Annotated in this window: 22 protein-coding genes; 13 read left to right on the plus strand and 9 right to left on the minus strand. The window is 71.8% G+C overall.

Annotated elements, in window-relative coordinates:
* Positions 1-185 precede the first annotated feature (185 nt).
* The 7 genes from ACZYRU_RS23065 (at position 186) to ACZYRU_RS23095 (ending at position 10,419) form a co-directional block, all read left to right on the plus strand.
* A complete protein-coding gene (locus tag ACZYRU_RS23065) occupies positions 186-1,232 on the plus strand; it encodes a hypothetical protein (RefSeq protein WP_488959441.1) in 1,047 nt (348 codons plus the stop codon).
* Between the two features lie 106 nt (positions 1,233-1,338).
* A complete protein-coding gene (guaA, locus tag ACZYRU_RS23070) occupies positions 1,339-2,922 on the plus strand; it encodes a glutamine-hydrolyzing GMP synthase (protein WP_488959442.1) in 1,584 nt (527 codons plus the stop codon).
* 71 nt (positions 2,923-2,993) lie between these two features.
* Positions 2,994-3,386, plus strand: coding sequence for a hypothetical protein (locus tag ACZYRU_RS23075; RefSeq protein ID WP_488959443.1), 393 nt, complete (start codon positions 2,994-2,996; stop codon positions 3,384-3,386).
* A 106-nt stretch (positions 3,387-3,492) separates the two neighbouring features.
* Positions 3,493-6,099 (plus strand): EAL domain-containing protein, encoded by a 2,607-nt coding sequence (locus tag ACZYRU_RS23080; protein ID WP_488959444.1) that lies wholly within the window; start codon positions 3,493-3,495, stop codon positions 6,097-6,099.
* On the plus strand, positions 6,096-6,983 hold the full coding sequence (locus ACZYRU_RS23085; protein WP_488959445.1) for a DUF1295 domain-containing protein: 888 nt from the start codon (positions 6,096-6,098) through the stop codon (positions 6,981-6,983). Before ACZYRU_RS23080 ends, ACZYRU_RS23085 begins: the two co-directional genes overlap by 4 nt.
* Positions 6,980-8,095 (plus strand): FAD-dependent oxidoreductase, encoded by a 1,116-nt coding sequence (locus tag ACZYRU_RS23090; RefSeq protein WP_488959446.1) that lies wholly within the window; start codon positions 6,980-6,982, stop codon positions 8,093-8,095. The genes ACZYRU_RS23085 and ACZYRU_RS23090 overlap by 4 nt, the downstream gene beginning before the upstream one ends.
* 233 nt (positions 8,096-8,328) lie before the next feature.
* Positions 8,329-10,419, plus strand: a complete 2,091-nt coding sequence (locus ACZYRU_RS23095; RefSeq protein WP_488959701.1) for a methyl-accepting chemotaxis protein — start codon at positions 8,329-8,331, stop codon at positions 10,417-10,419.
* 23 nt (positions 10,420-10,442) lie between these two features.
* Here the strand turns inward: ACZYRU_RS23095 and ACZYRU_RS23100 are convergent, their stop codons facing one another.
* The gene (locus ACZYRU_RS23100; protein ID WP_488959447.1) at positions 10,443-10,586 is read right to left on the minus strand and encodes a GPGG-motif small membrane protein; all 144 of its coding nucleotides are present in this window, start codon (positions 10,584-10,586) and stop codon (positions 10,443-10,445) included.
* 80 nt (positions 10,587-10,666) lie between these two features.
* Here ACZYRU_RS23100 and ACZYRU_RS23105 point away from each other — a divergent pair, with 80 nt between their 5' ends.
* Positions 10,667-11,278 (plus strand): DUF4126 domain-containing protein, encoded by a 612-nt coding sequence (locus ACZYRU_RS23105; protein ID WP_488959448.1) that lies wholly within the window; start codon positions 10,667-10,669, stop codon positions 11,276-11,278.
* A gap of 4 nt (positions 11,279-11,282) precedes the next feature.
* Positions 11,283-12,056: a thioesterase family protein gene (locus tag ACZYRU_RS23110; RefSeq protein WP_488959449.1), complete on the plus strand. Its 774-nt coding sequence runs from the start codon at positions 11,283-11,285 to the stop codon at positions 12,054-12,056.
* A 9-nt stretch (positions 12,057-12,065) separates the two neighbouring features.
* Here the strand turns inward: ACZYRU_RS23110 and ACZYRU_RS23115 are convergent, their stop codons facing one another.
* Entirely contained in the window at positions 12,066-13,232 is a 1,167-nt protein-coding gene (locus tag ACZYRU_RS23115) for an ROK family transcriptional regulator (protein ID WP_488959450.1), read from the minus strand.
* Positions 13,233-13,385: 153 nt separating this feature from the next.
* On the opposite strand from ACZYRU_RS23115, the gene ACZYRU_RS23120 reads away from it, so the two are divergent.
* The 3 genes from ACZYRU_RS23120 to ACZYRU_RS23130 are packed head-to-tail and all read left to right on the plus strand — an operon-like array spanning position 13,386 to position 16,548.
* Positions 13,386-14,477: a sugar ABC transporter substrate-binding protein gene (locus ACZYRU_RS23120; RefSeq protein WP_488959451.1), complete on the plus strand. Its 1,092-nt coding sequence runs from the start codon at positions 13,386-13,388 to the stop codon at positions 14,475-14,477.
* On the plus strand, positions 14,477-15,301 hold the full coding sequence (locus tag ACZYRU_RS23125; protein WP_488959452.1) for an ATP-binding cassette domain-containing protein: 825 nt from the start codon (positions 14,477-14,479) through the stop codon (positions 15,299-15,301). The genes ACZYRU_RS23120 and ACZYRU_RS23125 overlap by 1 nt, the downstream gene beginning before the upstream one ends.
* A complete protein-coding gene (locus ACZYRU_RS23130; RefSeq protein WP_488959453.1) occupies positions 15,298-16,548 on the plus strand; it encodes a sugar ABC transporter permease in 1,251 nt (416 codons plus the stop codon). Before ACZYRU_RS23125 ends, ACZYRU_RS23130 begins: the two co-directional genes overlap by 4 nt.
* On the opposite strand, the gene ACZYRU_RS23135 is transcribed toward ACZYRU_RS23130, so the two are convergent.
* The 4 genes from ACZYRU_RS23135 to ACZYRU_RS23150 all read right to left on the minus strand — a co-directional run bounded on the left by ACZYRU_RS23135 (position 16,549) and on the right by ACZYRU_RS23150 (position 23,750).
* Entirely contained in the window at positions 16,549-19,083 is a 2,535-nt protein-coding gene (locus ACZYRU_RS23135) for a bifunctional FO biosynthesis protein CofGH (protein ID WP_488959454.1), read from the minus strand.
* 83 nt (positions 19,084-19,166) lie between these two features.
* Complete coding sequence (locus tag ACZYRU_RS23140; RefSeq protein ID WP_488959455.1) at positions 19,167-21,302, minus strand: MMPL family transporter; 2,136 nt, start codon at positions 21,300-21,302, stop codon at positions 19,167-19,169.
* A 262-nt stretch (positions 21,303-21,564) separates the two neighbouring features.
* Positions 21,565-22,713, minus strand: a complete 1,149-nt coding sequence (locus ACZYRU_RS23145; protein WP_488959456.1) for an acyl-CoA dehydrogenase family protein — start codon at positions 22,711-22,713, stop codon at positions 21,565-21,567.
* A complete protein-coding gene (locus tag ACZYRU_RS23150) occupies positions 22,713-23,750 on the minus strand; it encodes an LLM class F420-dependent oxidoreductase (protein WP_488959457.1) in 1,038 nt (345 codons plus the stop codon). The genes ACZYRU_RS23145 and ACZYRU_RS23150 overlap by 1 nt, the downstream gene beginning before the upstream one ends.
* Before the next feature lie 152 nt (positions 23,751-23,902).
* Between ACZYRU_RS23150 and npdG the strand changes: the two genes are divergently transcribed.
* On the plus strand, positions 23,903-24,607 hold the full coding sequence (gene npdG / locus ACZYRU_RS23155) for an NADPH-dependent F420 reductase (protein ID WP_488959458.1): 705 nt from the start codon (positions 23,903-23,905) through the stop codon (positions 24,605-24,607).
* A 79-nt stretch (positions 24,608-24,686) separates the two neighbouring features.
* Here the strand turns inward: npdG and ACZYRU_RS23160 are convergent, their stop codons facing one another.
* From ACZYRU_RS23160 to ACZYRU_RS23170, 3 genes are read right to left on the minus strand one after another with little or no spacing between them, the layout of a single operon-like run.
* Positions 24,687-25,232: a YbaK/EbsC family protein gene (locus ACZYRU_RS23160; protein WP_488959459.1), complete on the minus strand. Its 546-nt coding sequence runs from the start codon at positions 25,230-25,232 to the stop codon at positions 24,687-24,689.
* Entirely contained in the window at positions 25,229-25,561 is a 333-nt protein-coding gene (locus ACZYRU_RS23165; protein ID WP_488959460.1) for a hypothetical protein, read from the minus strand. Before ACZYRU_RS23165 ends, ACZYRU_RS23160 begins: the two co-directional genes overlap by 4 nt.
* Complete coding sequence (locus tag ACZYRU_RS23170; RefSeq protein WP_488959461.1) at positions 25,558-26,739, minus strand: PspC domain-containing protein; 1,182 nt, start codon at positions 26,737-26,739, stop codon at positions 25,558-25,560. The genes ACZYRU_RS23165 and ACZYRU_RS23170 overlap by 4 nt, the downstream gene beginning before the upstream one ends.
* Positions 26,740-26,879: the final 140 nt, after the last annotated feature.

Genomic DNA, 26,879 nt, shown 5'->3' on the forward strand with positions numbered 1-26,879 from the left:
CCGGGCCCTGGTGCGTTTTCCGGGTGTTTTCGCGGGGCGGGTTCTCTCGTCGTACCCGGCATTCGGGTCGTCCGGACCGCTCGATCACGACCCGATTGCCGGGTACGACGAGCGCCGGGTGAGGGCCGGACGGGCGCCTGTGGAGAGCCGTCACCCGGAGGACCGGTTCGGAGCACGATCGGGGGATGTTCCCGCACTCCGTCACCCGTCCCGGCGTCGTGCTGCCCTGCCACGTCGACCCGACCGGTCGGACGGGACCGACCCCGGGACAGGCGCGCGGACCGCGGTGGCGGCGGGTCGCGCCCGGCTGGTGCGTCCCGAGCGGGATCGACGGCGGCGCGCTCGACCAGCGGGTGGTCGAGGCGCTCGCCGGGCTTCCTGCGGACGCAGCGGTGACCGGGTGGGCGTCGCTCGGTTGGCGGGAAGTGCGGTGGTTCGGAGGGCTGGCCGCGGACGGCCGGACCCGGCTGGACGTCCCGATCGCCCTCACCACCCGCGGCGCCCGGCCGCGGGCCGGCGTGGAGCTGACCGAGGACTGGCTCTTCGAAGCCGATGTCGAGGTGGTCGACGGCCTGCCGGTCACCCGCGTCGAGCGTGCCGTTGCGTTCGAGGCCTGCCGCGCCGCGTCCGTGACCGCCGCGGTCCGCGTGATCGACATGGCCTGCGCCGACGACCTCACCGACCTCGCCCGGTTGCAGAGGTACGCCGGCGGTCTGGTCTCCCGTCCCGGCATCTGCACCTTCCGCGAAGCCCTCGACCTCGCCGACGAGAACGCCTGGTCGCCCCAGGAGGTCGGGATGCGGACGGCCTGGCTCCGCCGGCGGCCGGAGGCGGTGCTGTGGACCAACCGCCCGCTGTTCGACCCGGCCGCCCCGGCAGGCCGCCACCTGGTCACCCCCGACCTGATCGACCTGCGGGCCGGCGTCGTCGGGGAGTACGACGGAGCCGTGCACCTCGCCGACGGCGTCCGCCGCAAGGACCTCGACCGCGACGCGCTGTACCGCGACCTCGACCTCGAGCTCGTCACGATGCTGTCCGAGGACCGCCGCGACGTGTCCGCCTTCCTCGCGCGGCTCGACGCGGCCTACCGGCGCGCCGCGCAGCGGCCAGACCGCCCCCGTCGCTGGACCACCGAGCAGCCCGGATGGTGGGTCGACACCTCGACCGTCGCCCGGCGCCGGGCCCTGGACGAGCACCAGCGCCGGATCTGGTTGCGGCGCCAGGCCGGCTAGTCCCGTCGTACCCGGCATTCGGGTCGCCCCGCGCCCGGGATCACGACCCGAATGCCGGGTACGACGCCGGTTCGGGACCACGGGCGTACGCCGATACGATTCGCCCATGACGGCCGAGGAGACGCAGCCCGAGCACGACCTGGTCCTGGTGGTGGACTTCGGGGCGCAGTACGCCCAGCTGATCGCCCGCCGCGTGCGCGAGGCGCGGGTCTACTCCGAGATCGTGCCGCACACGATGTCCGTGGCCGAGATGGTCGCCCGGAACCCGAAGGCGATCATCCTGTCCGGCGGTCCGTCGTCGGTCTACGAGGACGGCGCCCCGGCACTCGACCCGGCCATCTTCACGGCGGGTCCCTCCGTGTTCGGCATGTGCTACGGCTTCCAGCTGATGGCCGCCCACCTCGGCGGCACGGTCTCCGCGACCGGCGCCCGCGAGTACGGCCGCACGCGCGTCAACATCCACCACGCCGGCACCCTGCTCAACGGCATCCCGGCCGAGCACAACGTGTGGATGTCCCACGGCGACTCGGTCAGCGCCGCCCCCGAGGGGTTCGCCGTCCTCGCCTCGACCGAGGTCACCCCGGTCGCCGCGTTCGAGGACGTCGACCGCGGCCTCGCCGGCGTCCAGTGGCACCCCGAGGTGCTGCACTCCGAGCACGGCCAGAAGGTCCTCGAGCACTTCCTGTGGGACATCGCCGGCTGCCGGCAGACCTGGACCATCGGCAACATCGCCGAGGAGCAGATCGCCCGCGTCCGCGAGCAGATCGGCCCCGACGGCCGCGCCATCTGCGGCCTGTCCGGCGGCGTCGACTCCGCCGTCGCCGCGGCCATCGTGCAGAAGGCGATCGGTGACCGCCTCACCTGCGTGTACGTCGACCACGGCCTGATGCGCAAGGGCGAGACCGAGCAGATCGAGCGCGACTTCGTCGCCGCGACCGGCGCCAAGCTGGTCATCGTCGACGCCGAGAAGCAGTTCCTCGACGCCCTTGCCGGCACCTCCGAGCCGGAGGCCAAGCGCAAGATCATCGGCCGCGAGTTCATCCGCGCCTTCGAGGGCGCCGAACTCGAGGTCGTCAAGGGTGCGCCCGAGGGCACGAAGGTCGGCTTCCTCGTCCAGGGCACGCTCTACCCCGACATCGTCGAGTCCGGCCACGGCGCCGGTACGTCGACCATCAAGTCCCACCACAACGTCGGCGGCCTGCCCGAGGACCTCGAGTTCGAGCTGGTCGAGCCGCTGCGCGAGCTCTTCAAGGACGAGGTCCGCGCCGTCGGCGCCCAGCTCGGCCTGCCCAGCGTCATCGTCCAGCGCCAGCCCTTCCCGGGCCCCGGCCTCGGCATCCGGATCATCGGCGAGGTCAACCGTGAGCGCCTCGACATCCTGCGCGAGGCCGACGCCATCGCCCGCGAGGAGATGACGGCCGCCGGCCTCGACGGCGACATCTGGCAGATGCCCGTCGTGCTCCTCGCCGACGTCCGCTCGGTCGGTGTCCAGGGCGACCACCGCACCTACGGCCACCCGGTCGTGCTGCGTCCGGTCACCTCCGAGGACGCGATGACCGCCGACTGGGCGCGGCTGCCGTACGAGGTGCTCGAGAAGATCTCGACCCGGATCACCAACGAGGTCGAGGAGGTCAACCGGGTCACGGTCGACATCACCTCGAAGCCGCCGGGCACCATCGAGTGGGAGTGAACCGCCGGGTCTGCTGACCCGGTTGCTGCTGTCCCGCGCGGGTACCGCGAGGGGGCAGGAGGAGGTGTGCCATGGGCGGAGCAGGTCTGCCGTGGATGGTGTTCGGAGCGATCGCTGCGGTGCTCGCGTGTGCCGGGGTGCTGGTGATGGTGCCCTGGGTGCGGGCGGAGATGGCGCGCGAGGACGAGCTGGCGAGTCGCGACCGCGACGTGCTGGGGTACGAGGTGCCGAACGGGCAGGACCCGACGGCGATCCTGGCGGCGCTGTCGCTGGCGGGGATCACCGCCGCGCCGGTGCTGCGGCACGGGCACCGGCTGGTGCTGATCGACGAGCGCGGGCAGCGCGACTCCGTCGTACGGCGCAAGGCGCGGTCGGTGATCGCGCACGCGCCGCTCAACACGCAGGGTGACCCGGCGCCGCCCCACGTCGTGCGCTTCCTCGACGAGGGCGAGGCGGCGGGCTGAACGGGTCATTCCGCCGCGCGCGGCCGTGGGGCTTCGTACGATGGTCGCCGGGGAACGGGTCGGCCTTGGGGAGGGGTGTGGCGCGGTTCCCGGGAGTGAGGTCGCCATGGCATCCGGTGCTGCGCAGACACTGACTGCGGAGCGGATCGCGCGTGCCCTCGAGCAGGGGGACGTCGTCGTCCACTACCAGCCCTGCTACGACCTGCGCACCGGCGAGATGGTGGCCGTCGAGGCGCTGGCCCGGCTGTTCGACCGCGAGAGCGGGGAGCTGGTCGAGCCGGCCGGCTTCCTCGAGCCGCTCGAGGAGTCCGGGCTGGTCGTGCACCTCGACGAGATGGTGCTGGCCGCGGCGGCGACCCAGGTCGCGCAGTGGCGGCAGCTGCCGGCGGGGGACCGGCTGTGCCTGGCGGTCAACCTGTCGCCGGCCGACCTCGACGACCCGATGCTGCCGCAGCGCTTCCGCGAGATGACCGAGGCGGCGGGGCTGCCCCTCGACGCGGTGATCGTCGAGCTCACCGAGACCCTGCTCTCGCGCACCGGGCAGGGCCACGAGCAGGTGCTCGCCGAGCTGGCGGCCCTCGGCTGCAACGTCACCCTCGACGACTTCGGCACGGGCAATGCGAGCTTCGACTACCTGCGCCGGTTCCGGGTCGACGGCGTGAAGATCGACCGGTCCTTCGTGCAGTTCCTCGGCTCCGGCGGACCCCACGAGCGGATGGCCGAGTCGATGGTGCGGTTCTGCCTCTCGCTCGGCGTGCACGTCGTCGCCGAGGGGATCGAGCGACCGCAGCACGTCACCGCCCTGCGCCGGCTGGGCTGCCCGTTCGGACAGGGCTTCCTGATGAGCCGCCCGCTGGACGCCGACGCGCTGGACGCCCTTCTCCGGGAGAACCGGGTTCCACCCGGCCTGGCCCATCCGGTCGACCGCGCCGACCTGCCCGCCCTCACCACCGTCCCCGCGGTGACGGAGCCGTCGGTGCTGGAGCGGCTGGTTCCGCGGGTGCTCGCCGGACTGGTCAGCCTGGTCCTCGTCCTGGTGGCCGCGATCGTGGTCACCGGGCGCGCCGACACCGACGCCTCGCTGACCAGTGCCGCCGAGAACCGGCTCGAGGCGATCGACTCGCTCGCGGCCCGCGGGGTCGACCTGAGGCTGGGCGGACTGGCCGACACCGTCACCACGTTCAGCCGCAGCGACGCCGTACGACGGGCCGTGGTCAGCGGCGACCAGGACCAGATGGACCTCGCGCTCGATGCCCTCGGCTCGGCGACGACCAATGCCTACAACACCTCGCTGTACGACGCCGACGGCACCATGCTCGACCTCGTCCCACCGCAGCGCGACCCGCAGGTGGTCGGCCAGAACTTCTCGTTCCGCGAGTGGTACCGGCCCGCGAGCCGGCGCGACACGGCGTACGTCTCGCAGGCCTACCAGCTGATGACCCCCGATCACACCTGGGCGATCGCCGTCGCGGCCGCCGTACGCGACCCGCAGGGCCGGATCCGCGGGTACGTCGTCGCGACCCTCGCCCTCTCGGGGATCCAGGCCGAGATGGAGGCGCTCTTCCGTCAGTACGGCGTCGCGGTGACCGTCGTCGACCGGCACGGCACGACGCTCGCCGACTCCGGCGGCCAGGTCGGCGTCATGACGAAGGACCCGCGCCTGCTCCGTGGCCGGGCCGCCGACGCCACCGGGTCCGGCGACCGGCTCTGGGCGGTCAGCGAGGTCTCCGCGATCGGCGGCTGGCTGCTCGTCGAGCAGGACCGCGACGCCGCGGTCGGCACCGTCGACGGCGGCACCGACCCGCTGCTCGCCGGGCTGGTGGTCGGGATCGGCTTCGTGCTCGTGCTGCTGTGGCTGGCGACCGACACCCGGCGCCGGCGGCTCAAGGGCGACCTGCGCCGGTCCAACGCGTGGCTGGCCTCGATCCTCGGCGCGACGCCCACCCCGGTGCTGGTCAGCGACACCGAGGGCCGGGTCCACCAGGCCAATGTCGCCGCGGCCGAGCTCCTCGGCGTACCGGTCCACACGCTGCGCGGCCAGACCGTGCGCAGCTGGCTGACCACCCGCGACCAGCCGGCGATCGACGGGGGAGCGTTCACCGCGACCGTCGTGACCCGCAGCGGGGACGTCCGCCTGGTCGAGGTCCAGGTCCGCGACCTCACCGGGCCCAACGGCGAGCCGATGCGGCTGCACGCCCTCGTCGACGTCACGCCCCACCGCGAGGAGCAGGACCGGCTGCGTGCCCAGAGCCGGGTCGACCCGCTCACGGGCGTCGCCAACCGCATCGCGTTGCAGGAGGCGCTGGCCGCGGCCTCCGCGCCCGGCCGGTCGCCCCATGCACTGGTGATGATCGACCTCGACCGGTTCAAGGCGGTCAACGACGACCTCGGCCACGCCGCCGGCGACAGCGTGCTGTGCGCGGTGGCCGACGTGCTGACCGACGCCGTGCAGGCCGACGACACCGTCGCCCGCGTCGGCGGCGACGAGTTCGTGCTCGTCGTACGCCTCGACGACCGCACCAGCCACACCGTGCTCGCCGAGCGGCTGCGAAGTCGCGTCCAGGAGGTCCTCGACGCGCACCCCTTCGCCCTGCACGTCCCGGTCGGGGTCAGCGTCGGGTCGGCCGCAGTGGGTCCCGACGGACGCGATGCCGACGAGCTGCTGCGGCTCGCCGACGTGCGGATGTACGACGCGAAGCGCCGCCGCCGATGAGCAGGGGAGCCTCGCTGGCCCGGGTCGGGCTGGCCTACGTCGTCGCGTTCGGCGTCGCCAGCGCCTGGCTGGCGTGGGGACCGGACACCCGCTGGCTCTGGCTCGACGGGCTGGTCGCCGATCTCCTCGCCACGCTCGTGGTGTTCGCGGCCAGCCGGATCCACCGCAACTCCAGCTTCTACGACGCGTACTGGAGCGTGCTGCCGCCGTACCTCGCGCTGTGGTGGTGGCTCGCCGCCGACGTCGCCCTCGACGACGCCCGCGCCTGGCTGGTGCTCGGCGTGATCGGGCTGTGGGCGGTGCGGCTCACCGCCAACTGGGTGCGCACCTTTCCCGGCCTGCACCACGAGGACTGGCGCTACCCGCTGGTCCGCGAGCGCGCCGGCCGCTTCGAGCTGCTCGCCGACCTCGTCGGCATCCACCTGGTGCCGAGCCTGCAGGTCTTCCTCGGCCTGCTGCCGGCGTACGTCGTGCTCACCCGCCCCGGTCCCGGCCTGCGCTGGCTGGACGCGCTCGCCCTCGTCGTGGGCCTCGGCGCGGTGCTCCTCGAGCTCGTCGCCGACGCTCAGATGCACCGGTTCGTGCAGGAGCGGATCCCCGGCCAGGTCATGGACCGCGGCCTGTGGGGCTGGTCGCGACACCCCAACTACTTCGGCGAGATCAGCTTCTGGTGGAGCCTGGCATTGTTCGGCATTGCCGCCTCGCCGACGGACTGGTGGTGGCTGCCGGTCGGCGGCGTCGCGATGGTCGCCATGTTCCTCGGCGCCAGCATCCCGATGATGGAGCAGCGCAGCCTGGCGCGGCGGCCGTCGTACCAGGACGTCGTCGACCGGGTGCCGGTCCTGGTGCCGCGGCCGCCGTCGTGGTGGCGGAAGCCGGCGTGAGCCGGCCCCGCGTCGTCGTCGCCGGGCTGGGTGACAGCGGTCTGCTGACTGCGATCCACCTGGCCCGCGCAGACGTCGACGTCGTCGGCATCTCCAGCAAGCCCGGCCTGGTGAGCGGGCAGGAGCTGGGCCTGCGCCTGGCCCGTCCGGAGGCATGGGCCCGCGACTACCGGATCGGCTTCGACCGGTTCCGCCGCCTCGACCGCGCCGAGCTGGTCCACGGCGAGCTGACCGGGCTCGACCTCGTCGGCCGGAGCGTCGCCGTCGGCCCCCGTTCGATCGGGTACGACGTCCTGGTGCTCGCCACCGGCGTCAGCAACGGCTTCTGGCGTCGGCCAGGGTTCCAGACCGATGCCGACGTCACGGCGTCGCTCGCCGCCGACCACGCGCGCCTGGGCGCTGCGGACGACGTCCTCGTGGTCGGCGGCGGCGCGGCCGCGGTCAGCACCGCGCTCCAGACCGCCACCCGCTGGCCGGCCGCGACCGTCACCCTCGCGTTCCCGGGGGAGCGGGCGCTGCCCCAGCACCACCCGCGGGTGTGGGACGTCGCCCGGCGCCGGCTCGACCGCGCCGGGGTCGTGGTGCAGGCCGGCCACCGGGCAGTCGTGCCCGGCGGGTTCGTCGGCGACGCGATCACCACCGGACCGGTCGCCTGGTCGACCGGCCAACCCGCCACCCGCGCCGACGCGGTCGTGTGGGCGATCGGCCGGGTCCGGCCCAATACCGGCTGGCTGCCGACCGAGCTGCTCGACGACGCCGGCTTCGTGCGCGTCGAGCCGACCCTGCGGGTCCTCGGCGCCCCGGCCGTCTTCGCGATCGGCGACGTCGCCGCGACCGACGCCTTGCGCTCCTCGGCCCGCAACCGCGCGGACCGGATGCTGGCGGCCAACATCCGCGCCCACCTGGCCGGCCGGCCGCTGCAGGCCTACGAGCCGCCGCGACGACGCTGGGGATCGGTGCTCGGCCCCGAGGCCGACGGGCTGCGCGTGTTCGCGCCGTCAGGCCAGCCGTTCCGGTTCCCGGCGTGGTCGGTGCACCGGGTGCTGCAGCCGTGGATCGTGCGCCGCGGGATCTACCGCGGCGTCCGCAAGGAGTACGCCGCCCGCGGCTGAGCAGGTCGTCCGCCGACCCGGCACAAAGTAGCTCGCGAACAGCGCTGACCCGGCACAAAGTGGCCCGGATTCCGCGCCGACCCGGCAGAAAGTGGCCTCAGGCGAGGCCACTTTCTGCCGGGTCGGCAGGTTTGTGCAGCCACTTTCTGCCGGGTCGGCGCGTGTGGGGAGCCAGTTCTTTGCTTTGTCTTTACTTTCGGCGAGCAGCGCCGATGGGGCCCGGCGTGACGACGATGCTCGAACGCTCCGCCCCGCTGCTCGACCGACCCGCTCCCGCGCCCGGGGCGGTGGTGCGCACCGCGGAACCGGCTGGCCCGCGGGTGCCGCGGCGCCGCCGGATCACCCTCGTGCAGAAGCTCTGGGGGATGGTCGGGCTCGGCGTGGCGGTGCTGCTGGTCGTGGGAGCGGTCGCGGCGATCGAGGTGGCCGACGTCCAGGGGCACACCGCGACGAACCGGACCGGCGCCGCGGTGTCGAGCAAGCTCAACGCCGGCTACCAGGAGTGGCTGCTGCAGCGCGCCGAGACGGGCGAGTACGTCGCGACGGTCGCCACGGGATCCGCGGCCGGGTCCTCGGTTGCCGAGCAGGTGCGCAGCTCTGCCGAGTCGCACTACGAGACCGCCCTGGAGAAGTACCGGGACGGTGGTGAGCTCGACGACCAGGAGCTGGTCGGCAGCTATCTCACCGACCTGGCCGACAAGACCACCGAGTACCACTCCTTCCTCGAGCGGATCGAGGCCGCCGCGCTCGCCGGCGACACCGACCAGATGGTGGCGCTCGCTCTGGAGGCCGAGGGTGGTCCGGCGGCCGCCATCGACACGCTCTACAACGAGGCGGACGACTACGTCGACGCCGGCGTCACGCGCCAGGTCGACGACGTGCAGCACGCCGCGGGCCTGTTGCGGACCCTGCTCCTGACGGTCGCCCTCGTCGGGCTGCTGCTGTTCGTGCTCGCCGGGTTGGCCGTCGTACGGTCGATCGGGGGGCCGCTGCGCAAGGTCGTCGCCTCCCTGGCGGCGATCGCGGCCGGTGACCGCAGCCAGCGCGTGGACCACCCCAACGACGACGAGATCGGAGCGATCGCGGTCGCGGTCGACCAGGTCATCGCGGCACTCGACGCCGGCGACGCCGCGTCCCGGCGGGCCGAGGCCGAGCGTCTGGCCCGCGCCGAGGACGAGAAGCGGGGCCTCGAGGAGCGCGCCCGGATGGAGCGCGAGGCGGCCGAGGCCGAGTCCCGGCGCGAGCAGGAGCGGCGTGAGGCGCAGCACGCGGAGGAGCAGCGCGAGCGCGAGCTCGCCGAGGAGCGGGCAGCTGCCGAGCGCGGCCGGCTCGAGGAGGAGGCGGCGCGCTCGCGGGCGGCAGCCGAGGCAGCGGCCGAGACCGCTGCCCGGGTCGAGGTGGTCAAGGACTACCTCGCGACCGTGGCCCGCGGCGACCTGACCCGCGAGCTCAACCTCGCCGGCGACGACAACGTCGGAGCGATGGCCCAGTCCGTCCGCGCCCTCGTCACGTCCCTGCGCAGCAGCATGACCCGGATCGGCGAGACGGCATCCTCCGTGGCTGCCGCGTCCGAGGAGCTGACCGCTGTCAGCGCCGACATGGGCCGCAGCGCCGACGACGCCTCGGCCCGGATGGGCAGCGTGTCCGCCTCCGCGGCACAGGTCTCCGGCAGCGTGCAGACCGTGGCCAGCGCCGCCGAGGAGATGAGCGCGAGCATCGCCGAGATCGCCCGCAGCGCCTCGCGTGCCTCGACGGTCGCGGCCGAGGCCGTGCACCGTGCCCGCGCCGCGACCGGCACCGTCGAGGCGCTCGGTTCGTCGTCCGCGGAGATCGGCCAGGTCATCAAGGTGATCACCTCGATCGCCCAGCAGACCAACCTGCTCGCCCTGAACGCGACCATCGAGGCCGCCCGCGCCGGTGAGGCGGGCAAGGGCTTCGCGGTCGTCGCCAATGAGGTCCGCGACCTCGCCGCCGCGACGGCGACCGCCACCGACGAGATCGGCGGGCTGATCGACGCCATCCAGCGCGACAGCGCGGGGGCGGCCTCGGCCATCACCGAGATCGGCGAGGTGATCGCGACCATCAACGAGATCCAGACGACGATCGCCGCCGCGGTCGAGGAGCAGACCGCCACGACCAACGAGATCTCGCGCTCGGTGACCGAGGCCGCGACCGGGACGAACGGCATCGCGACCGACGCGGCCGTCGCCGCCGAGGCCGCCGCGTCCACTCAGGTCGGAGCCGACGGCACCTCAGGTGCCGCCGGCTCGCTGGCCGAGCTCGCTGCCGAGCTCGACGGGCTGGTGCGCCAGTTCGCCTGCTGAGCAGCCGGACTGGTCGGGCCGGCTCAGGTGAAGAGACTGACACCTCCCGGTCCGACCAGCAGGCCGACCACGATCAGCACGATCCCCCAGAGCAGCTCACCACGGAACAGGCTGAAGATGCCGGAGACCACGAGGATCACCGCCAGGATCCACAAGATGAGTTGCACGATTCCCTCCTTCGTCGGGGCCCGTCTGGCCCGCACGTGAGGTACCCGGCCATGATCGGCCCAGACCTTAGGCTGGCCGCGTGGAATCACTCGCCCTGGCGTTCTCCTTGGGTTGGGCCAGCGGGATCAACAGCTACCTGGTCGTCCTGGTGCTCGGCCTGGCCGACCGGCTGGGCTCGTTCGACGAGATCCCCGACGTGCTGGCCCGCTGGGACGTCCTCGCCGTCGCCGCGCTCATGTACGCCTTCGAGTTCGTCGCCGACAAGATCCCGTACGTCGACTCCGCCTGGGACGTGATCTCGACGCTGATCCGCCCGGTCGTGGGTGGCGCGGTCGGCGTGCTCATCGCCGGTGACTCGGGCTCGATCAGCGAGCTGGTCGGAGGCACGGTCGGTGGCGGCAGCGCGCTGGCCGCGCACTCGGTCAAGACCGGCACCCGGATGGCGGTCAACACCGTGCCGGAGCCGTTCAGCAACATCGGCCTCAGCATCGGCGAGGACATCGCGGTGCTGGCCGTGGTCGCCTTCGCGATCGAGCACCCGTACGCCGCGGCGTCGATCGCCGCGCTCTTCCTGCTCGCCGGCCTGCTCGTGCTCTGGCTGGCCTGGCGGACCGTACGACGCGGCTGGGCCCGGTTCCGCGCGTGGCGGGAGGGGCGGGCCGGGGCCCGGACGCCGACGGGTGCAGGGTGAGCCGGTGAGCTTCTACGAGCAGAAGGACGAGAGCACCTTCCTGAGCCTGGAGCCCACGGTCGGTCCGTGGAGCCCGGAGCACCAGCACGGAGGCCCGGTCTCGGCGCTCCTGGCCCGTGCCATCGAGACGCGACACGTCGAGCCGGGGCAACGCCTGGCGCGGGTCGCGATCGACTTCCTGGCGCCGGTGCCGGTGGCGCCGATCAGCGTCGAGACCCGGGTGCTCAAGCCCGGTCGGCGTACCTGCCTGGTGGAGGCCACCGCCAGCGCGGGAGGCGTCCCGGTGCTGACGGCACGGGCCTGGCGGCTCGCCGTGATCGACGAGGACTACCCGGTCACCGACGGTGTCCCGGCCGCGCCGGCCACCGAGCCGGTGGGCGAGGACGGAGGCCGGCTGCCCGGCGTACCCACCGGCGGGTACCTCGCGGCCACCGAGTTCCGGTTCACCGCCGGACGGTTCGACACGATGGGACCGGCCGCGGCCTGGGCCCGCCCCGTGTGCCCGCTGCTCCCCACAGAGGCGCTCACCCCCTGGCAGCGGGTGCTGGTCCTCGTCGACTCCGGCAGCGGGATCAGCGCGGCCGCCGACCCGCGTCGGTTCCCGGCGATCAATGTCGACCTCACCGTCAACCTGCACCGTGATCCCCAGGGGGAGTGGGTCCACCTCGACGCGGTCACCCGGTCCGCCGACGGGGCGGTCGCGATCACGCAGGTGAGCGACGCCGCGGGCCTGGCCGGCACGGCCACCCAGACGCTGCTGGCCTCGGTCCGCCCCTGACCCGTCGGCTCAGTCGACGAGCAGCTCGGTCTGCTCCGCGGCGAGCAGCACGGCACCCAGCAGCGAGGCCCGCTCGCCGAGCCGGCTGGCGACGACCGGGGTGAGGGCGAGCGTGTCGAGGGCGTGGCGGCGCAGGCCGATCCGGACCGACTCGAGCAGCAGCTCGCCGGCGCGGGCCATGTCGCCGCCGATGACGACGACCGAGGGGTTCATCAGGTTGACGACCGCGGCCAGGCCCCAGCCGAGGTGCAGCCCGGCGTCCTCGAGGGCGCGGCGGGCCAGGACGTCGCCGGTCTCGGCGGTCGCGATGATCTCGTCGAGACTGGCGTCCGGGAGCTGGCTCGCGAGCAGACCCTGGACCGCCTGCACGGAGGTGTAGGTCTCCAGACAGCCGCGGCTGCCGCAGCGGCACAGCGGTCCCTGCTCGTCGAAGGTGAGGTGCCCGATCTCGCCGGCGCTCCCGGCAGTGCCCTGGAACAGCTCGTTGCGCAGGATGATGCCGGCACCGACACCGGAGGAGATCTTCACGAACACCGAGCTGTCGGTGCCGCGCCCCTCACCGATCCGGTGCTCGGCGAGGGCGCCGAGGTTGGCGTCGTTCTCGACGTCGACGGGGGAGCCGAAGGCCTCCGAGCCGACGGTGCGGGCGTCGACGTTGCGCCAGCCGGGGAAGATCGCAGCGCTCTGCACGACGCCATCGGTGACGGGCGCGGGGAGGCCGAGGCCGACGTGGCGCAGGGTCGCGCCGCCGGGCCGGAGCTCGTCGGTCATCGCGACGGCGAGCGCGAGCGCCTCCTCGTGGGGGAACTCGGGCGGGATGGCACGACGCTGCTCCGCGAGCACCCGTCCGGTGAGGTCGCCGATCGCGACCGCGAGGTGGCTGTGGCCGAAGTCGACGCCGGCGACGATGCCGGCCCCCTCCGAGAGGCGTACGGCGGAGCCGCGGCGTCCGCTGCCGGCCTCGGTGTCGACCAACCCGGCCTGCCCGAGGTCCCGGACGATGTTGGAGACGGTGGCGCGGGCCAGCCCGGTCGCCCGGGCCAGCTCGGCCTGGGTGAACACCGTGGCGGCCTCGCCGTCGGTCGTGGTGCGCAGGACGTCGAGCACGCGGCGCTGGTTCGCCGCACGCAACGATGCGGTCGATCCCGGCGCGTGGTCGCTGCGCTCCGACGTCATGGCGACACTGTGCCCGCCCCCGACGTAATGGTCAAGAAATGTCCACAAAGCCACGCATAATCCGAAAATGACGAAGTTTGTGTTCAAGTCTTGACGTCTACGGTGTGAGCCACAACACTCGAACCACCGCTCAATGTCCGATCGAGGAGAGCCATGTCCACTTCAGCTCGTCGAGTCGCCGCCGCCAGCGCGGCCCTGTTCCTCGGTGCCGTCGCGCTCAGCGCGTGCGGTGCCAATGACGCCGAGAAGGGCGGCAGCGACGGTGGCAAGGGAGGCACCATCGCGCTGCTCCTGCCGGAGTCGAAGACCACCCGCTACGAGGCCCACGACCGCCCGCTGTTCGAGGCGAAGGTCAAGGACCTGTGCAGCGACTGCAAGGTGCTCTACTACAACGCCGACCAGGACGAGGCCAAGCAGGCCCAGCAGATGACGACCGCGCTGGACCAGGGTGCCGACGTCGTCGTGCTCGACCCGGTCAACGGCGAGGGCGCGACCGGCATGGTCGACGAGGCGAAGGGCCAGGACGTCCCGGTCATCGCCTACGACCGGTTCATCGAGAACGCCGACTACTACATGTCCTTCGACAACGAGACGGTCGGCAAGATGCAGGCCCAGGCGCTCGTCGACGCGATGGGCAACAAGGGCGACATCCTCATGCTGAACGGCGCCCCCAGCGACCCGAACGCCGCGCAGTTCAAGGCCGGCGCGCACAGCGTGCTCGACAGCAGCGGCGTGAAGGTCCTCGCCGAGTACGACAACCCGGACTGGAGCCCGGAGAACGCCCAGCAGTGGACCACCGACCAGCTCAACAAGTACGACCCGACCAAGATCGGTGGCGTGTACGCCGCCAACGACGGTCAGGCCGGTGGCGTGATCGCCGCACTGACCGACCACATCTCGGCCGACAAGCTGCCGCCGATCACCGGCCAGGACGCCGAGGTCGCCGCGATCCAGCGGATCATCGCGGGTGAGCAGACGATGACGATCTACAAGCCGATCCCGATCGAGGCCGAGACCGCCGCCGAGGTGGCCGTCCTGCTCGCGCACGGCGACGACGTGCCCGGCACCACCGACACCGGCATCACGAAGTCGGAGTACAAGAGCGTGCCGTCGTACATCTTCACGCCGATCGTCGTCACCAAGGAGAACGTCGCCAGCACGATCATCGCCGACGGCTTCTACAAGGCCTCGGAGATCTGCACCGGCGAGTACGCGCAGGCCTGCACGGAGGCCGGCGTCTCCTGATGTCCGTCATCGAGAACGAGGTCGCGGTCAGGGGCACGGGCGAGGTCGTCCTGTCCCTGACCGGGATCAACAAGCGGTTCGGCGCCGTCCAGGCGCTCACCGACGTCGCGCTGACCGTCCGGGCCGGCGAGGTGGTCGCCCTCGTGGGCGACAACGGTGCGGGCAAGTCGACGCTGGTGAAGACCATCGCCGGCGTCTACCAGCCCGACGGCGGGGTCATCGAGTTCGCCGGGGCGCCGGTCACGGTCGCCGGCCCGGCGGGCGCCCAGCACCTCGGCATCGCCACGGTCTTCCAGGACCTCGCGCTGTGCGACAACCTCGACGTCGTGGCCAACCTGTTCCTGGGCAAGGAGCACCACCTCGGCCCGGTCATCAACGAGGTCACCATGGAGCGGGAGGCCTGGCGGCTGTTGCGCAGCCTCTCGGCCAAGATCCCGTCCGTGCGGATCCCGGTCGCCGGGCTGTCCGGCGGCCAGCGGCAGACCGTCGCGATCGCGCGCTCCCTGGTCGGCAGCCCGAAGGTGGTCATGCTCGACGAGCCGACCGCCGCGCTGGGCGTCGCACAGACCGCCGAGGTGCTCAACCTCGTCGAACGGCTGCGCGAGCAGGGCCTCGCCGTCATCCTGATCAGCCACAACATGGCCGACGTGCAGGCGGTGTCCGACCGGATCGTCGTCCTGCGCCTGGGCCGCAACGCCGCGGAGTTCCGCACCGAGGAGGCGACCACCGACCAGCTGGTCGCCGCCATCACCGGCGCATCCGACAACGTCGTCGCCCAGCGCGCTGCCCGCCGCGCCGGCCACCCCGAGGGGGACCACTCGTGACCGACCAGCTCACCAACCACACGCCCGCGGTCGATGCCACCGACGAGCGGCTCGTCCGGGTCGTCTCGCCCGGCGACTACCTGCGCCACCTCGTCGGCCGCCTGCGTGGCGGCGACCTCGGCATGCTGCCGGTCGTCCTCGGCCTGGTCGCGATCTGCGTGTTCTTCTACAGCCAGGAGCCGACGTTCCTGTCCTCGCGCAGCCTGGTCACCATGACGCTGTACGCCGCACCGCTCGGCGTCATCGCGCTCGGCATCGTGCTCGTGCTGCTGCTCGGCGAGATCGACCTCAGTGTCGGCACGGTCTCCGGCTTCACGTCCGCGACCACGGCGGTCATGTTCGTCGGCCACGGGCAGTCCCTGGCGCTGTCGATCCTCGCCGCGATCGCGCTCGGCGCCCTCATCGGTGCCGGGTACGCCGTGCTCTTCGTCTGGATCGGCGTCCCCAGCTTCGTGTTCACGTTGGCGGGCCTGCTCGCCTTCGAGGGTGCGCTCTACTGGGTGCTCGGTGACCAGGGCACGATCAACCTGCCTCGCGACTCCGGGCTGCCGGTGTTCACCCGCCAGAAGTTCCTTTCCGACGCACAGGGCTACGCCCTCGTCGCGGTCGTGGTGGCGATCTACGTCGGCTCGCGGCTGTGGAGCATCCGCCAGAAGCGCGCTGCCGGCCTGACCCCGCCCAACCTGCTCGGCGTGATCATCAAGGGCGCGGCGCTGGCGGTCGGTCTCGGCTGGCTGACCTACTACCTCGGCATCGACCGCGGCTGGGGCTACCTGCCGGTGCTCTTCGCGGGCCTGGTCGTGCTCGTGGACCTGCTGCTGCGGCGTACTCGCTGGGGGCGCTACGTGTACGCCGTCGGCGGCAACGAGGAGGCGGCCCGACGGGCCGGAATCCGCGTGGGCATGGTCTACGGCTCGGTGTTCGTGCTCTGCTCGACGTTCGCCGCCCTCGGTGGCGTGCTCGTCGCCGGCCAACTGACGACGGTCTCCCAGTCCAGCGGTACGACGGACACGAACCTCACCGCGATCGCCGCCGCCGTCATCGGCGGCACCAGCCTCTTCGGCGGCCGCGGCTCGGCGTACTCCGCCCTGCTGGGCATCCTCGTGCTGCAGGCGATCCGCACCGGCCTCAACCTCATGAACGTCGACTCCGACGTCCGCCTCATCGTCACCGGTGCGGTGCTGCTGCTCGCGGTCGCGATCGACTCGGTCGCCCGCCGCGCCCGCTCCAGCAGCGGTAGAGGCTAGCTATCGGGGGAGGGGCTCACCGTAGAGCGTGGTGCGCTCGCGCACCGGCCGGTCGATGCCGGCGCCGATCTCGGTGAGCTCGGCGACGGTCTTGGCGGAGCCGTGCTCGGAGCCGGCCATCCGGGAGATGGTCTCCTCCATCAGGGTGCCGCCGAGGTCGTTGGCGCCGGCGTTGAGCATGGCGCGGGTGCCGTCGATGCCGAGCTTGACCCAGCTGGTCTGGATGTTGGAGATCCGGCCGTGGAGCAGGATGCGGGCCAGGGCGTGCACGGCGAGGTTGTCGCGCAGCGTGGGGCCGGGGCGGGCGACGCCGGCGAGATAGATCGGCGAGCTGGTGTGCACGAACGGGAGCGGCACGAACTCGGTGAACCCGCTGCTCCCGTTCTCGGCAGCGGTGTCCTGGATCGACTTGAGCACGTTGAGGTGGCCGACCCAGTGCCGCGGGTTGTCGACGTGGCCGTACATCATCGTCGACGTGGTCGGCAGCCCGATCCGGTGCGCGGTGGAGACGATCTCGATCCAGGTGCGGGCGGGCAGCTTGCCCTTGGTGAGCACCCAGCGGACCTCGTCGTCGAGGATCTCCGCGGCGGTGCCGGGCAGTGACCCGAGGCCGGACTCGCGGGCCTTGATCAGGAAGTCCTCGATGGACAGGCCGGTGCGGGCGGTGCCGTTGACGACCTCCATCGGGGAGAACGCGTGCACGTGCATGTCCGGGACCCGCTGCTTCACGGCGGCGGCGATGTCGAAGTAGGCCGAGGCGGGCAGCTCGGGGTCGATGCCGCCCTGCATGCAGACCTCGGTGGCGCCGAGGTCCCAGGCTTCCTGGGCTCGGTCGGCGACCTCGGCGTAGGACAGCGAGTAGGCGTCCGCGTCGGTACGGCGCTGCGCGAACGCGCAGAACCGGCAGCCGACGTAGCAGACGTTGGTGAAGTTGATGTTCCGGTTGACGACGTACGTGACGTCGTCGCCGACGGTCTGCTTGCGGAGCTCGTCGGCGAGGCGGACCACCTGGCGGAGCAGGTCGCCCTCGGCGGTCATCAGCATCAGCGCGTGCTCGTCGGACAGGTTCCCCGGATCGGCTTCCGCGGCGGCCATCGCCTCGCGGCCCTCGGCGTGCAGCACCGCGGGCGCGCCGGTGATCGCGGCGGCCTCGCCGACCGCGGACCAGTCGCCGTAGACCGAGCCGAAGTCACTGCGCCGGTCCTCGGTGCGGCCCTCGCTGTCGACCGCCGCGTGCAGGTCCACACGTCCTGCTGATTCGAAGCCGCCGTCGGGCTCCTGCCACGGCAGGCCGGTCGGGCGGACCTCGGGGATCGCCAGGCCGTCGGGGCCGGCGAGCGCGGCGACGTGGGCGTGCAGGCGGGGGTCGATCCAGGCCTCGCCGTGCTGGAGCGAGCCGATGACGTACTCCGGGTGCACCGTGAGCCGCGAGCGCAGCTCGAACCCGCAGGCCTGGGTGAGCGAGCGGAGCCGGTCGAGCGAGGGCCAGGGGCGCTCGGGGTTCACGTGGTCCGGGGTCAGCGGCGACACGCCGCCCCAGTCGTCGACGCCGGCGTCGAGCAGTGCCCGGCACTCCGCGAGGTCGACCAGGTTGGGCGGTGCCTGGATCCGGGCCTTGGGGCCGAGCACGAGGCGGGTGACGGCGATTGCGGCGCGGTACTCGGCGAGGTCGAGGTCGTCGACGTGACGCATCGCGGTGTCGGGCTTGGCACGGAAGTTCTGGACGATGACCTCCTGCACGGCGCCGTACGCCCGCGAGGTCGCGCGCAGCGCGAAGATCGTCTCGGCGCGCTCGGTCAGCGTCTCGCCGATGCCGACCAGCAGGCCGGTGGTGAAGGGGATCCCGTGGCGGCCGGCGTCCTCGAGGACCCGGAGCCGGACCTCGGGGTCCTTGTCCGGGGAGCCGTGGTGGGCCATGCCCTTGGTCTCGTACAGCCGTCGCGAGGTGGTCTCCAGCATCATCCCCATCGACGGGGAGACCGGCTTGAGCCGGTTGAGCTCCTCCCACGACATCACGCCCGGGTTGAGGTGCGGCAGCAGGCCGGTCTCCTCGAGCACCCGGATCGCCATCGCCCGGATGTAGGCCAGCGTCGAGTCGTAGCCCTGCTCGTCGAGCCAGGCCTGCGCCTCGGGCCAGCGGTCCTCGGGCCGGTCGCCCAGGGTGAACAGCGCCTCCAGGCAACCGAGCTCGGCGCCCTGACGGGCGATGTCGAGGATCTCGTCGGGCGACAGGTACGGCGCCCGCCCCTCGCGAGCGGCCTGGGCCGGCGTCTCCACGAACGTGCAGTAGTGGCAGCGGTCGCGGCACAGCTTGGTGATCGGGATGAACACCTTGGGGGAGTACGTCACGATCCCCGGGCGTCCGGCGGCGACCAGGCCCGCGTCGCGGACCTTCGCCGCGGCCGCGGCCAGCCGGTCGAGCTCCTCGCCGGTCGCGGCGAGAAGAGCGGTCGTCTCCGCGACGTCGAGCGCGGCACCGCGCTCGGCGCGGGCCAACGCCCGACGGATCTGCTGGGGGGTGGGCACCTCGGACATCACGACGAGCGTAACGGGTGGACGCCCGAGGTAGAACAAGTTCTACCCAGTGGTCGGACGCCCACCCGTCAGGATCCGAACGATCAGTCGAGCGCCGGGACCTTCTGCTCCTCGGTGGCCGGCGGTGCGGTGACCGTCGCGTCACCCCGGTCGAGCTTGCTCGGCCACCAGATCTTGCCGCCGAGGTCGAGGTTCAGCGCGGTGACCAGGACCGAGCGAACGATCAACGTGTCGAGCAGCACGCCCAGTGCGACCGTGGTGCCGAGCTGCAGCGTGAAGGTCAGCGGCATCGTGGCGAGCATCGCGAACGTCGCGGCCAGCACGAGGCCGGCCGAGGTGATCACGCCGCCGGTCGAGGAGAGGGCGATCAGCGATCCACGCCGGGTGCCATGGGTCGCTGCCTCCTCGCGGACCCGGGTCATCAGGAAGATGTTGTAGTCGATGCCCAGGGCGACCAGGAAGACGAACGCGAACAATGGGTAGCCCGGATCGGTGTGCCCACGCCCGTACAGCAGGTCGAAGACCAGTCCGGAGATGCCGAGTGCTGCGCCGAACGACAGGATCACGGTGCCGATGAGCAGGACCGGCGAGAGGATCGATCGCAGCAGGCCGGCCAGGATCAGCAGCACTGCCGCGAGCACGATCGGGATGATCACCTTGTTGTCCCGTGCCGACGCATCCATGATGTCGATCGAGACCGCGGTCATGCCGGTCGTCAGGGCGTCGGCCCCGGGCACCTCGTGGACTGCGGCACGAACGTCCTTCACGGCCGCGGTCGCCTTGTCCGAGTAGGGGTCGCTCGTCAGGTCGGCGACGATCAACGCCGTCCCGTCCTTGCTCGCGACCTGGAGCGGCGTGGAGATCCCGTCGACCCCGGACATCGCGGCGATGACGTCGTCCGCGCGGTCGGCGTTCGCCACCACCTGGATCGGCGTGCTGGCGTCGACGAGGCCGTGCTCGACCAGGATCGTCTGGCCGATCACCGAGTCCTGGTCCTTGGTGTACTGCTCGTCGCTCGGGATGCCGCCGGTGTCGAGGCGCAGGAAGCCCAGGCACAGGAAGGCCAGCACGAGGGCGGTGCCTGCCCAGACCACGCGCGGCCGCGGGGCGATGCCCCGGCCGACCTTCGCCCACAGGCCGGAGGCCGTCGGCTCGGAGGTGCCGAAGTGGGGCACGAACGGCCAGAACACCCAGCGACCGCAGATCACCAGCAGAGCCGGCAGCAGGGTGACCATCACGACGAAGGTGACCGCGACGCCGACGGCGTTGGCCGGGCCCATGCCGGCGGTCGAGTTGAGGTCGGCGAACATCAGGCAGAGCAGGCCGACCACGACCGTCGCGGAGCTGGCCAGGATCGCCGGAGCGGCACGGTGCAGGGCGAACGCCATCGCCTCGTGCCGGTCCTCGTGGCGCCTCAGCTCCTCGCGGTAGCGGGCCACCAGCAGCAGCGCGTAGTCGGTGCCCGCGCCGATCACCAGGACGGTGAGGATGAACTGCGTCTGTCCGTTGACCGTGAGGCTGGTGTTCTTGGCGAGCAGGTAGAGCACGCCCATCGCGGCCCCGAGCCCGACCACGGCAGTGAGGATCGGCAGCAGCCACAGGATCGGGCTGCGGTAGGTGACCAGCAGGATGAGCACGACCACGCCGAGCGTGATCAGCAGCAGGTTGCTGTCGCCCGAGGAGAAGATCGTGGCGGCGTCGGCGCTCTGGCCGCCCGCGCCGGCGAGGTAGGACTTCACGCCGTCGATCGCGATGATCTTGTCGATCTTCGGTTTGAGGTCGGGCAGCTCCTCCCAGAGCTTGTCGCCGTAGTTGACGGTGAACTCGAGCTTGGCGACCTTGCCGTCCTCGGACACGAAGGGCGCCGGGATGCCGGCGGCCTTCGCCCCCTCGGGGGCGAGGACGTTGCTGACGCCGTCGAGCTTGCCGATCTCACCGGCCTGCTTCTCGATGTCCGCGAGGTCGGCCGAGGTCAGGCCGGACGCGCGGTAGTAGACGACGGTCGTGCCGACGTCGTAGGGGTCCTGGAACGCCTCGAGCTTCTCGAAGGCCTTGGTGGACTCGGCGCTCTCGGGTAGCCAGGACTCTGTCTCGTTGTTCTGGACGTCGATGAGCTTCCCGGCGAGGGAGGCGAGGCCGCCGGCGATCACGATGACCGCGACGAGGACGATCCATTTCGTTACGGGGCCGGTCAGCTTGCCGGCGATCTGACGGTGCATGTGAGGAACTCTTCCAGTGAGGACCGACATCGGCATCGGGGATTTCTCCGTGATGACCCTGAGATCACCCCGGACTCATCGCCGATGGGAACTACTTCCTCACCTATGTCGAACGACGGCCCCGGATCTCGACATCCGGGGCCGTCGTTCGGTGCGGTCTCGATACGCGCGTCTCGACCTCGTGCCTCGGTCGCGGCGCTACTCGACCTCCCCGTCTGGTCCGCTGCGTGCTCGTCCCTCGCAGCGCAGCGGGCCGGTGAGTTCAGAGGCCGAGGAAACGTCCGATGATCTCCTTCTGGATCTCGGTCGTGCCGCCGTAGATCGTCTGGATCCGGGTGTCGGCGTACGCCTTGGCGATGGGGTACTCGAGCATGTAGCCGTAGCCGCCGTGCATCTGCACGCCCTGGTCGACGATCTTCTTCTGCAGCTCGGTGGTCCACCACTTGGCCATCGACGCGAGCGCGGTGTCGACCTCGCCCTTGTTGAGCTGCTCGATGCAGTGGTTCACGAACACCCGGGCGATGTAGGCCTCGGTGGCCATCTCGGCCAGCGTGAAACGGGTGTTCTGGAACTTGCCGATCGGCTTGCCGAACGCCTCACGGGTCTTCACGTAGTCCAGGGTCAGGTCGAGGACGTGCTCGATCGCGGCGATGGCGATCGTGGCGATCGAGACCCGCTCCTGGGGCAGGTTCTGCATCAGGTAGATGAAGCCCTGGCCCTCCTCGCCCAGCAGGTTGGCCTTCGGCACCTCGACGTTGTCGAAGCTCAGCTCCGCGGTGTCCTGGGCCTTGAGGCCGAGCTTGTCGAGGTTGGTGCCGCGGGTGAAGCCCGGCATCCCCTCCTCGACGACCAGCAGGCTGATCCCGTGGGCGCCCGCCTCCGGGTTCGTCTTCGCGACGACGATGACCAGGTCGGACAGGATGCCGTTGCTGATGAACGTCTTCGACCCGTTCAGGACGTAGTGGTCGCCCTTGTCGACCGCCGTCGTGCGGATGCCCTGCAGGTCCGAGCCCGCGCCCGGCTCGGTCATCGCGATCGCGGTGATGATCTCGCCGCTGACGGTGCCGGGCAGCCACCGCTGCTTCTGCTCCTCGTTCCCGATGGCGACGAGGTACGGGACGATGATGTCGGTGTGGACGGCGAAGCCGGGGCCGCTGGCGCCGGCGCGGGCGCACTCCTCGGCCACGATCGCGTTGTAGCGGAAGTCCTTGATGCCGGGGCCGCCGTACTCCTCGGGCACCTCGAAGCTGAGGATCCCGGCCTCGCCGGCCTTGCGCCACACCTCGCGGCTGACGATGCCGTCCTTCTCCCACTGCGCGTGGAAGGGGACGACCTCGCGCTCCAGGAACGCGCGGACGGTCTTGCGGAAGTCCTCGTGCTCGGTCTCGTAGATGCTGGGACGCTCGGGCATCAGCTCACCCACTCCTTGATCTGCGCGATGGTGCCGGCCGGGTCGTCCGAGGCCGGCGAGACGGACAGGTTGGTCACGCCGGACTCCTTCAAGGCGGCGATCCGCTCCTGGACGTACGACGCCGGGCCGACCAGGTTGCCGGCCTCGAGCCACTCGAGCGGAACGAGCGCCTCGGCCTCCTTCTTCTTGCCCGACAGGTAGAGGTCCTGGATCTCCTTGGCCTCCTTCTCGAAGCCGTACTCGCAGGCCAGCTGGTTGTAGAAGTTCTTGTCCCGCGCGCCCATGCCGCCGACGTACAGCGCGTAGAGGGGGCGCATGAAGTCGAGCAGCGCCTTGGTCTCGGGGCCCTCGCCGATCGCGACCATGCCGCCGGCGCAGATCTCGAGCGGCTTGAGGTCGGCCGAGCGCTTCGCGGCGCCGGCTGCGAGCGACTCGCCCCACACGCCCTTCGCCTTCTCGGGGTAGTAGAGGAAGGGCAGCCAGCCGTCCGCGACCTCCGCGGTCATCGCGACGTTCTTGTCGCCGAGGGCCGCGACCCAGATCGGCAGGTCGGCGCGCTCGGGCCGGTTGAGCAGCTTGAGCGGCTTGCCGAGCCCGAGGCCCTGGCCCTCGGGGAGGGGGACCTGGATCGTCTTCCCCTGGAAGTCGAGGCGCTCGCCGCGCAGGCCGGCCCGGAGCACCTCGATCACCTCGCGGGTGCGGGTCAGCGGGCGGTCGTACGGCAGGCCGTGGAAGCCCTCGATGACCTGCGGACCGGACGCGCCGAGGCCGAGCACCGCCCGGCCGCCCGACACGTTGTCGAGGCCGGCCGCGGTCTGCAGCAGGGCGCCCGGGGTGCGGGAGTAGACGTTGAGGATGCCGGCGCCGATCTCCACGGTCTCGGTCTTCGCGGCGAGGTAGCCCATCAGCGTGGGGGCATCGAACCCGTACGGCTCGGCGACCCAGATCGTGTCCAGTCCGGCCTTCTCCAGAGCGACGACCTGGTCGGCCGACTCGCGCGGGTTCCCCGCGTAGACGAGGGGCATCGACAGCTTCATGAACAGTCCCTTCCGGCCTCGCGGCCACGGTGACGAGGTGCCGGTGATTCGTCACCGACAGCACAACTGTGACAGTAATACTGTCACAATGTCCATGGTTGTCGTGGGTGAGACGGGCCTCGGCGCCTGCCGCCCGCGTGATAGGAGGAAGCGTGACTTCTGAGAACGCCCCCACTCGCTACACCGTCGCCGTCATCGGCGGCACCGGCCCGCAGGGCAAGGGCCTGGGCTACCGCTTCGCCCGCCACGGCCACGACATCGTCCTCGGCTCCCGCGCCGCCGAGAAGGCCGAGGCCGTCGCGGCCGAGGTGACCTCGCGGCTCGCGTCCGTCGACGGTGCCGGTACCGCGCGCGGTGCCGCCAACGCCGACGCGATCGCCGCCGCGGACGTCGTCCTCCTCGCGGTGCCGTACGACGGCCACGACGAGCTGGTCGCCTCCCTCGCCGCCGGCGGTGCGCTCGACGGCAAGACCGTGATCTCGTGCGTGAACCCGCTCGCCTTCGACAAGCGGGGCGCGCACGGCCAGGTCATCAACGGCGGCGAGGGCTCGGCTGCCGAGTCGGCCGCCGAGCTGGCCCCCGAGGCCACCGTCGTCGGTGCCTTCCACAACGTCGCCGCCCCCGCGCTGTGGGGCGAGGACGAGTTCCTCGACGAGGACGTGATCGTGGTCGGCGACTCCCTCGAGGGCAAGCAGGTCGCCATCGACCTCGCCGCGTCCGTGACCGGTCGCCCCGGCGTCGACGGCGGCAAGCTCCGCCTCGCCCGCGTCCTGGAGCCGTTCACCGCCGTGCTGATCTCGATCAACCGGAAGTACAAGACCCACTCGGGCATCCGGGTCACCGGCCTCGACCACTGACGCGCTGCGTCACATGTAACTAAGTGTTACGTCGCGGTTTTCGGGCGTTTGACCGTTCAAAACGGTACGTAACACTTAGTTACAAGGCGGCGAGCCCCTCGACGACCTCGGCGCCGGGGGCCTGTGCGAACAGGTCCCCGGGCACGAGCAGCTTGGAGCGACGCAGTCCCGAGCCGATCACGGCCAGCTCCATCTCCGGGACCCGGGCGTCGACGAGCAGCCGCCAGCCGGCCGGCAGCCCGACGGGCGTGATGCCGCCGTACTCCATCCCCGACTCGGCCACCGCCCGCTCCAGCGGCAGGAACGACGGCTTGCGTACGTCGAGCAGCCGCTTGACCGTGTGGTTGACGTCGGCGCGGGTGTCGGCCCGGACCAGGCAGGCGGCGATCCGCTCCTCGCCCTCCCGTTTGCCGGCGACCAGGACGCAGTTGGCGCCGGCCGTCATCGGGAGGTCGTATGCCGCGCTCATCACGGCCGTGTCGGCGTGCTCGGGATCGATCTCCACGACCGCGATCCGCTCGGCACCCGGCCACGCGGCCAGGGCCGCGGCGACCGGCGGCGCGACCAGCTCGGGGTGCTCGAGGGCGACGAGCGAGGCCAGCCCGGTCAGCTGGGGGAGCGTCACTGCCAGCCCCGCATCTGGTGCCCGTCCCAGCCCTGCTGGTCCCAGCCCTGCTGGTCCCAGCCCTGGTCGTGGTGTCGGCCGCGGAGCACCGAGGCGATCAGCCCGGCCGCGCCGGCCGCGAGCCAGGGCAGGCCCATGATCCAGCCGTTGTTCTCGATCTGCACGGTGTCGCTGGTGGCCAGCGCCCACACGACCAGCAGGCCGGTGAACGCGACGCCCATGACCAGGTGGCCGGTGTTGACCCGGTGCCACCCGGACCGCCGACCTGTGTCGGTGTCGGCGGGTCGCTCCTCGTGGGGGATCTCCGTGGTGTGCTCGTCGTAGCTCATGCTGCGCTCCGGAACTCGATCTGGCCGAGGTCGAGGTCGGCGTTGATGGTCAGGGTCGGGGCACCGTCCACGGTGCCGTTGTCGCCGCTGGCGTCGTCGCTGGTGGTCTTGCCGAACATGGCGACCTCGCCCGCGTCGACGGTCCCGCGGGCCTCGACGTTGAGGCCGTCCTTCGGCACGATCACCAGGATGTGGCCGACGCCGACCTCGAGGTCGAGCGTCCTCCCGTCGAGTGCGTCGAGGTCGCGGATGTCGCTCAGGTCGATCCGGATCTCGCCCACGCCGAGGTCGTAGGAACTCTTCAGGTCCGACGCCTGCTGCAGCGGTGGGCGCTCCTGTCCGACCTCGACACTGTCGGCCACCGACGTGACGGCGGTGGCTCCAGCGGCGAGCAGGCCGACCAGGATCAGGCCGCCGGCCCGGCCGTAGAACGCGCCGACCAGCAGCATCAGGCCGGTGACGCCCAGCACCGTCGCGGGGTACGCCGACGGGATGATGTCGGCGCCGGCCAGGTCCAGCGTGGCGAGGGTGCCCAGGCCGAGGGCGGCCAGGCCGAGGGTGAACGGGAACAGCAGCGGGCCGCGCTTGCGCGGGTCGACCGGGCGTCGGTACGCCGGCGCCGGGGTCCGGTACGCCGAGTAGGTCGCACCCGGCTCGGGCGACGGGGACGGCGGCGGCGGAGGGGCGACCGGGGTGCCGCGCAGCCACGGGTGCGGGGGGCCACCGGGCTTGACGGCGTTCTTGCCGGCGAGCACGACGATCAGGATCAGCCCGATCGCCAGCGGCGGCCACGGGAAGCCCGGGCCACCGACGGTGTCGCCGATGACCGAGGCGATGGCGACCACGCCGCCGATGATCAGCGCCGCGGTGCGGATGCCCTCGTCGACGCGGATCACCGTGTCCTCGGTGCCCTCCTCGGGCACGAAGAGCCAGCACACGGCGTACAGGATCAGGCCGCCGCCACCGAAGAAGGTGAGGACCACGAACGCGATCCGCACCAGCAGCGGGTCGATGTCGAGGTGCCGCGCGATACCCGCGGCGACACCGGCGACCTTGCGGTCGTCGCGGCTGCGCCGGAGCCGGGCGAGGTCGCGGACCTCGTCGCGGGTCACCCGCGGGCCGTGGTCGCCGGGTTCCCGGCCGGGGCCGGTCTGCTCGGTGTCGGTGGGTGCGTTCATGTCCTCAAGCGTGGTCGGTGGATGGCCCGTGGACCATCGGGGACAGCCCTGATCCTGCCGCATCTCCCCGGGGAAGGGGTCAGGGTCGGCTCAGGGTCGTTCCCCCTGCTGGCGCCGGATCAGCTGTGTGACGATGGGAG

The organism is Nocardioides sp. F233 (genome assembly GCF_057813895.1).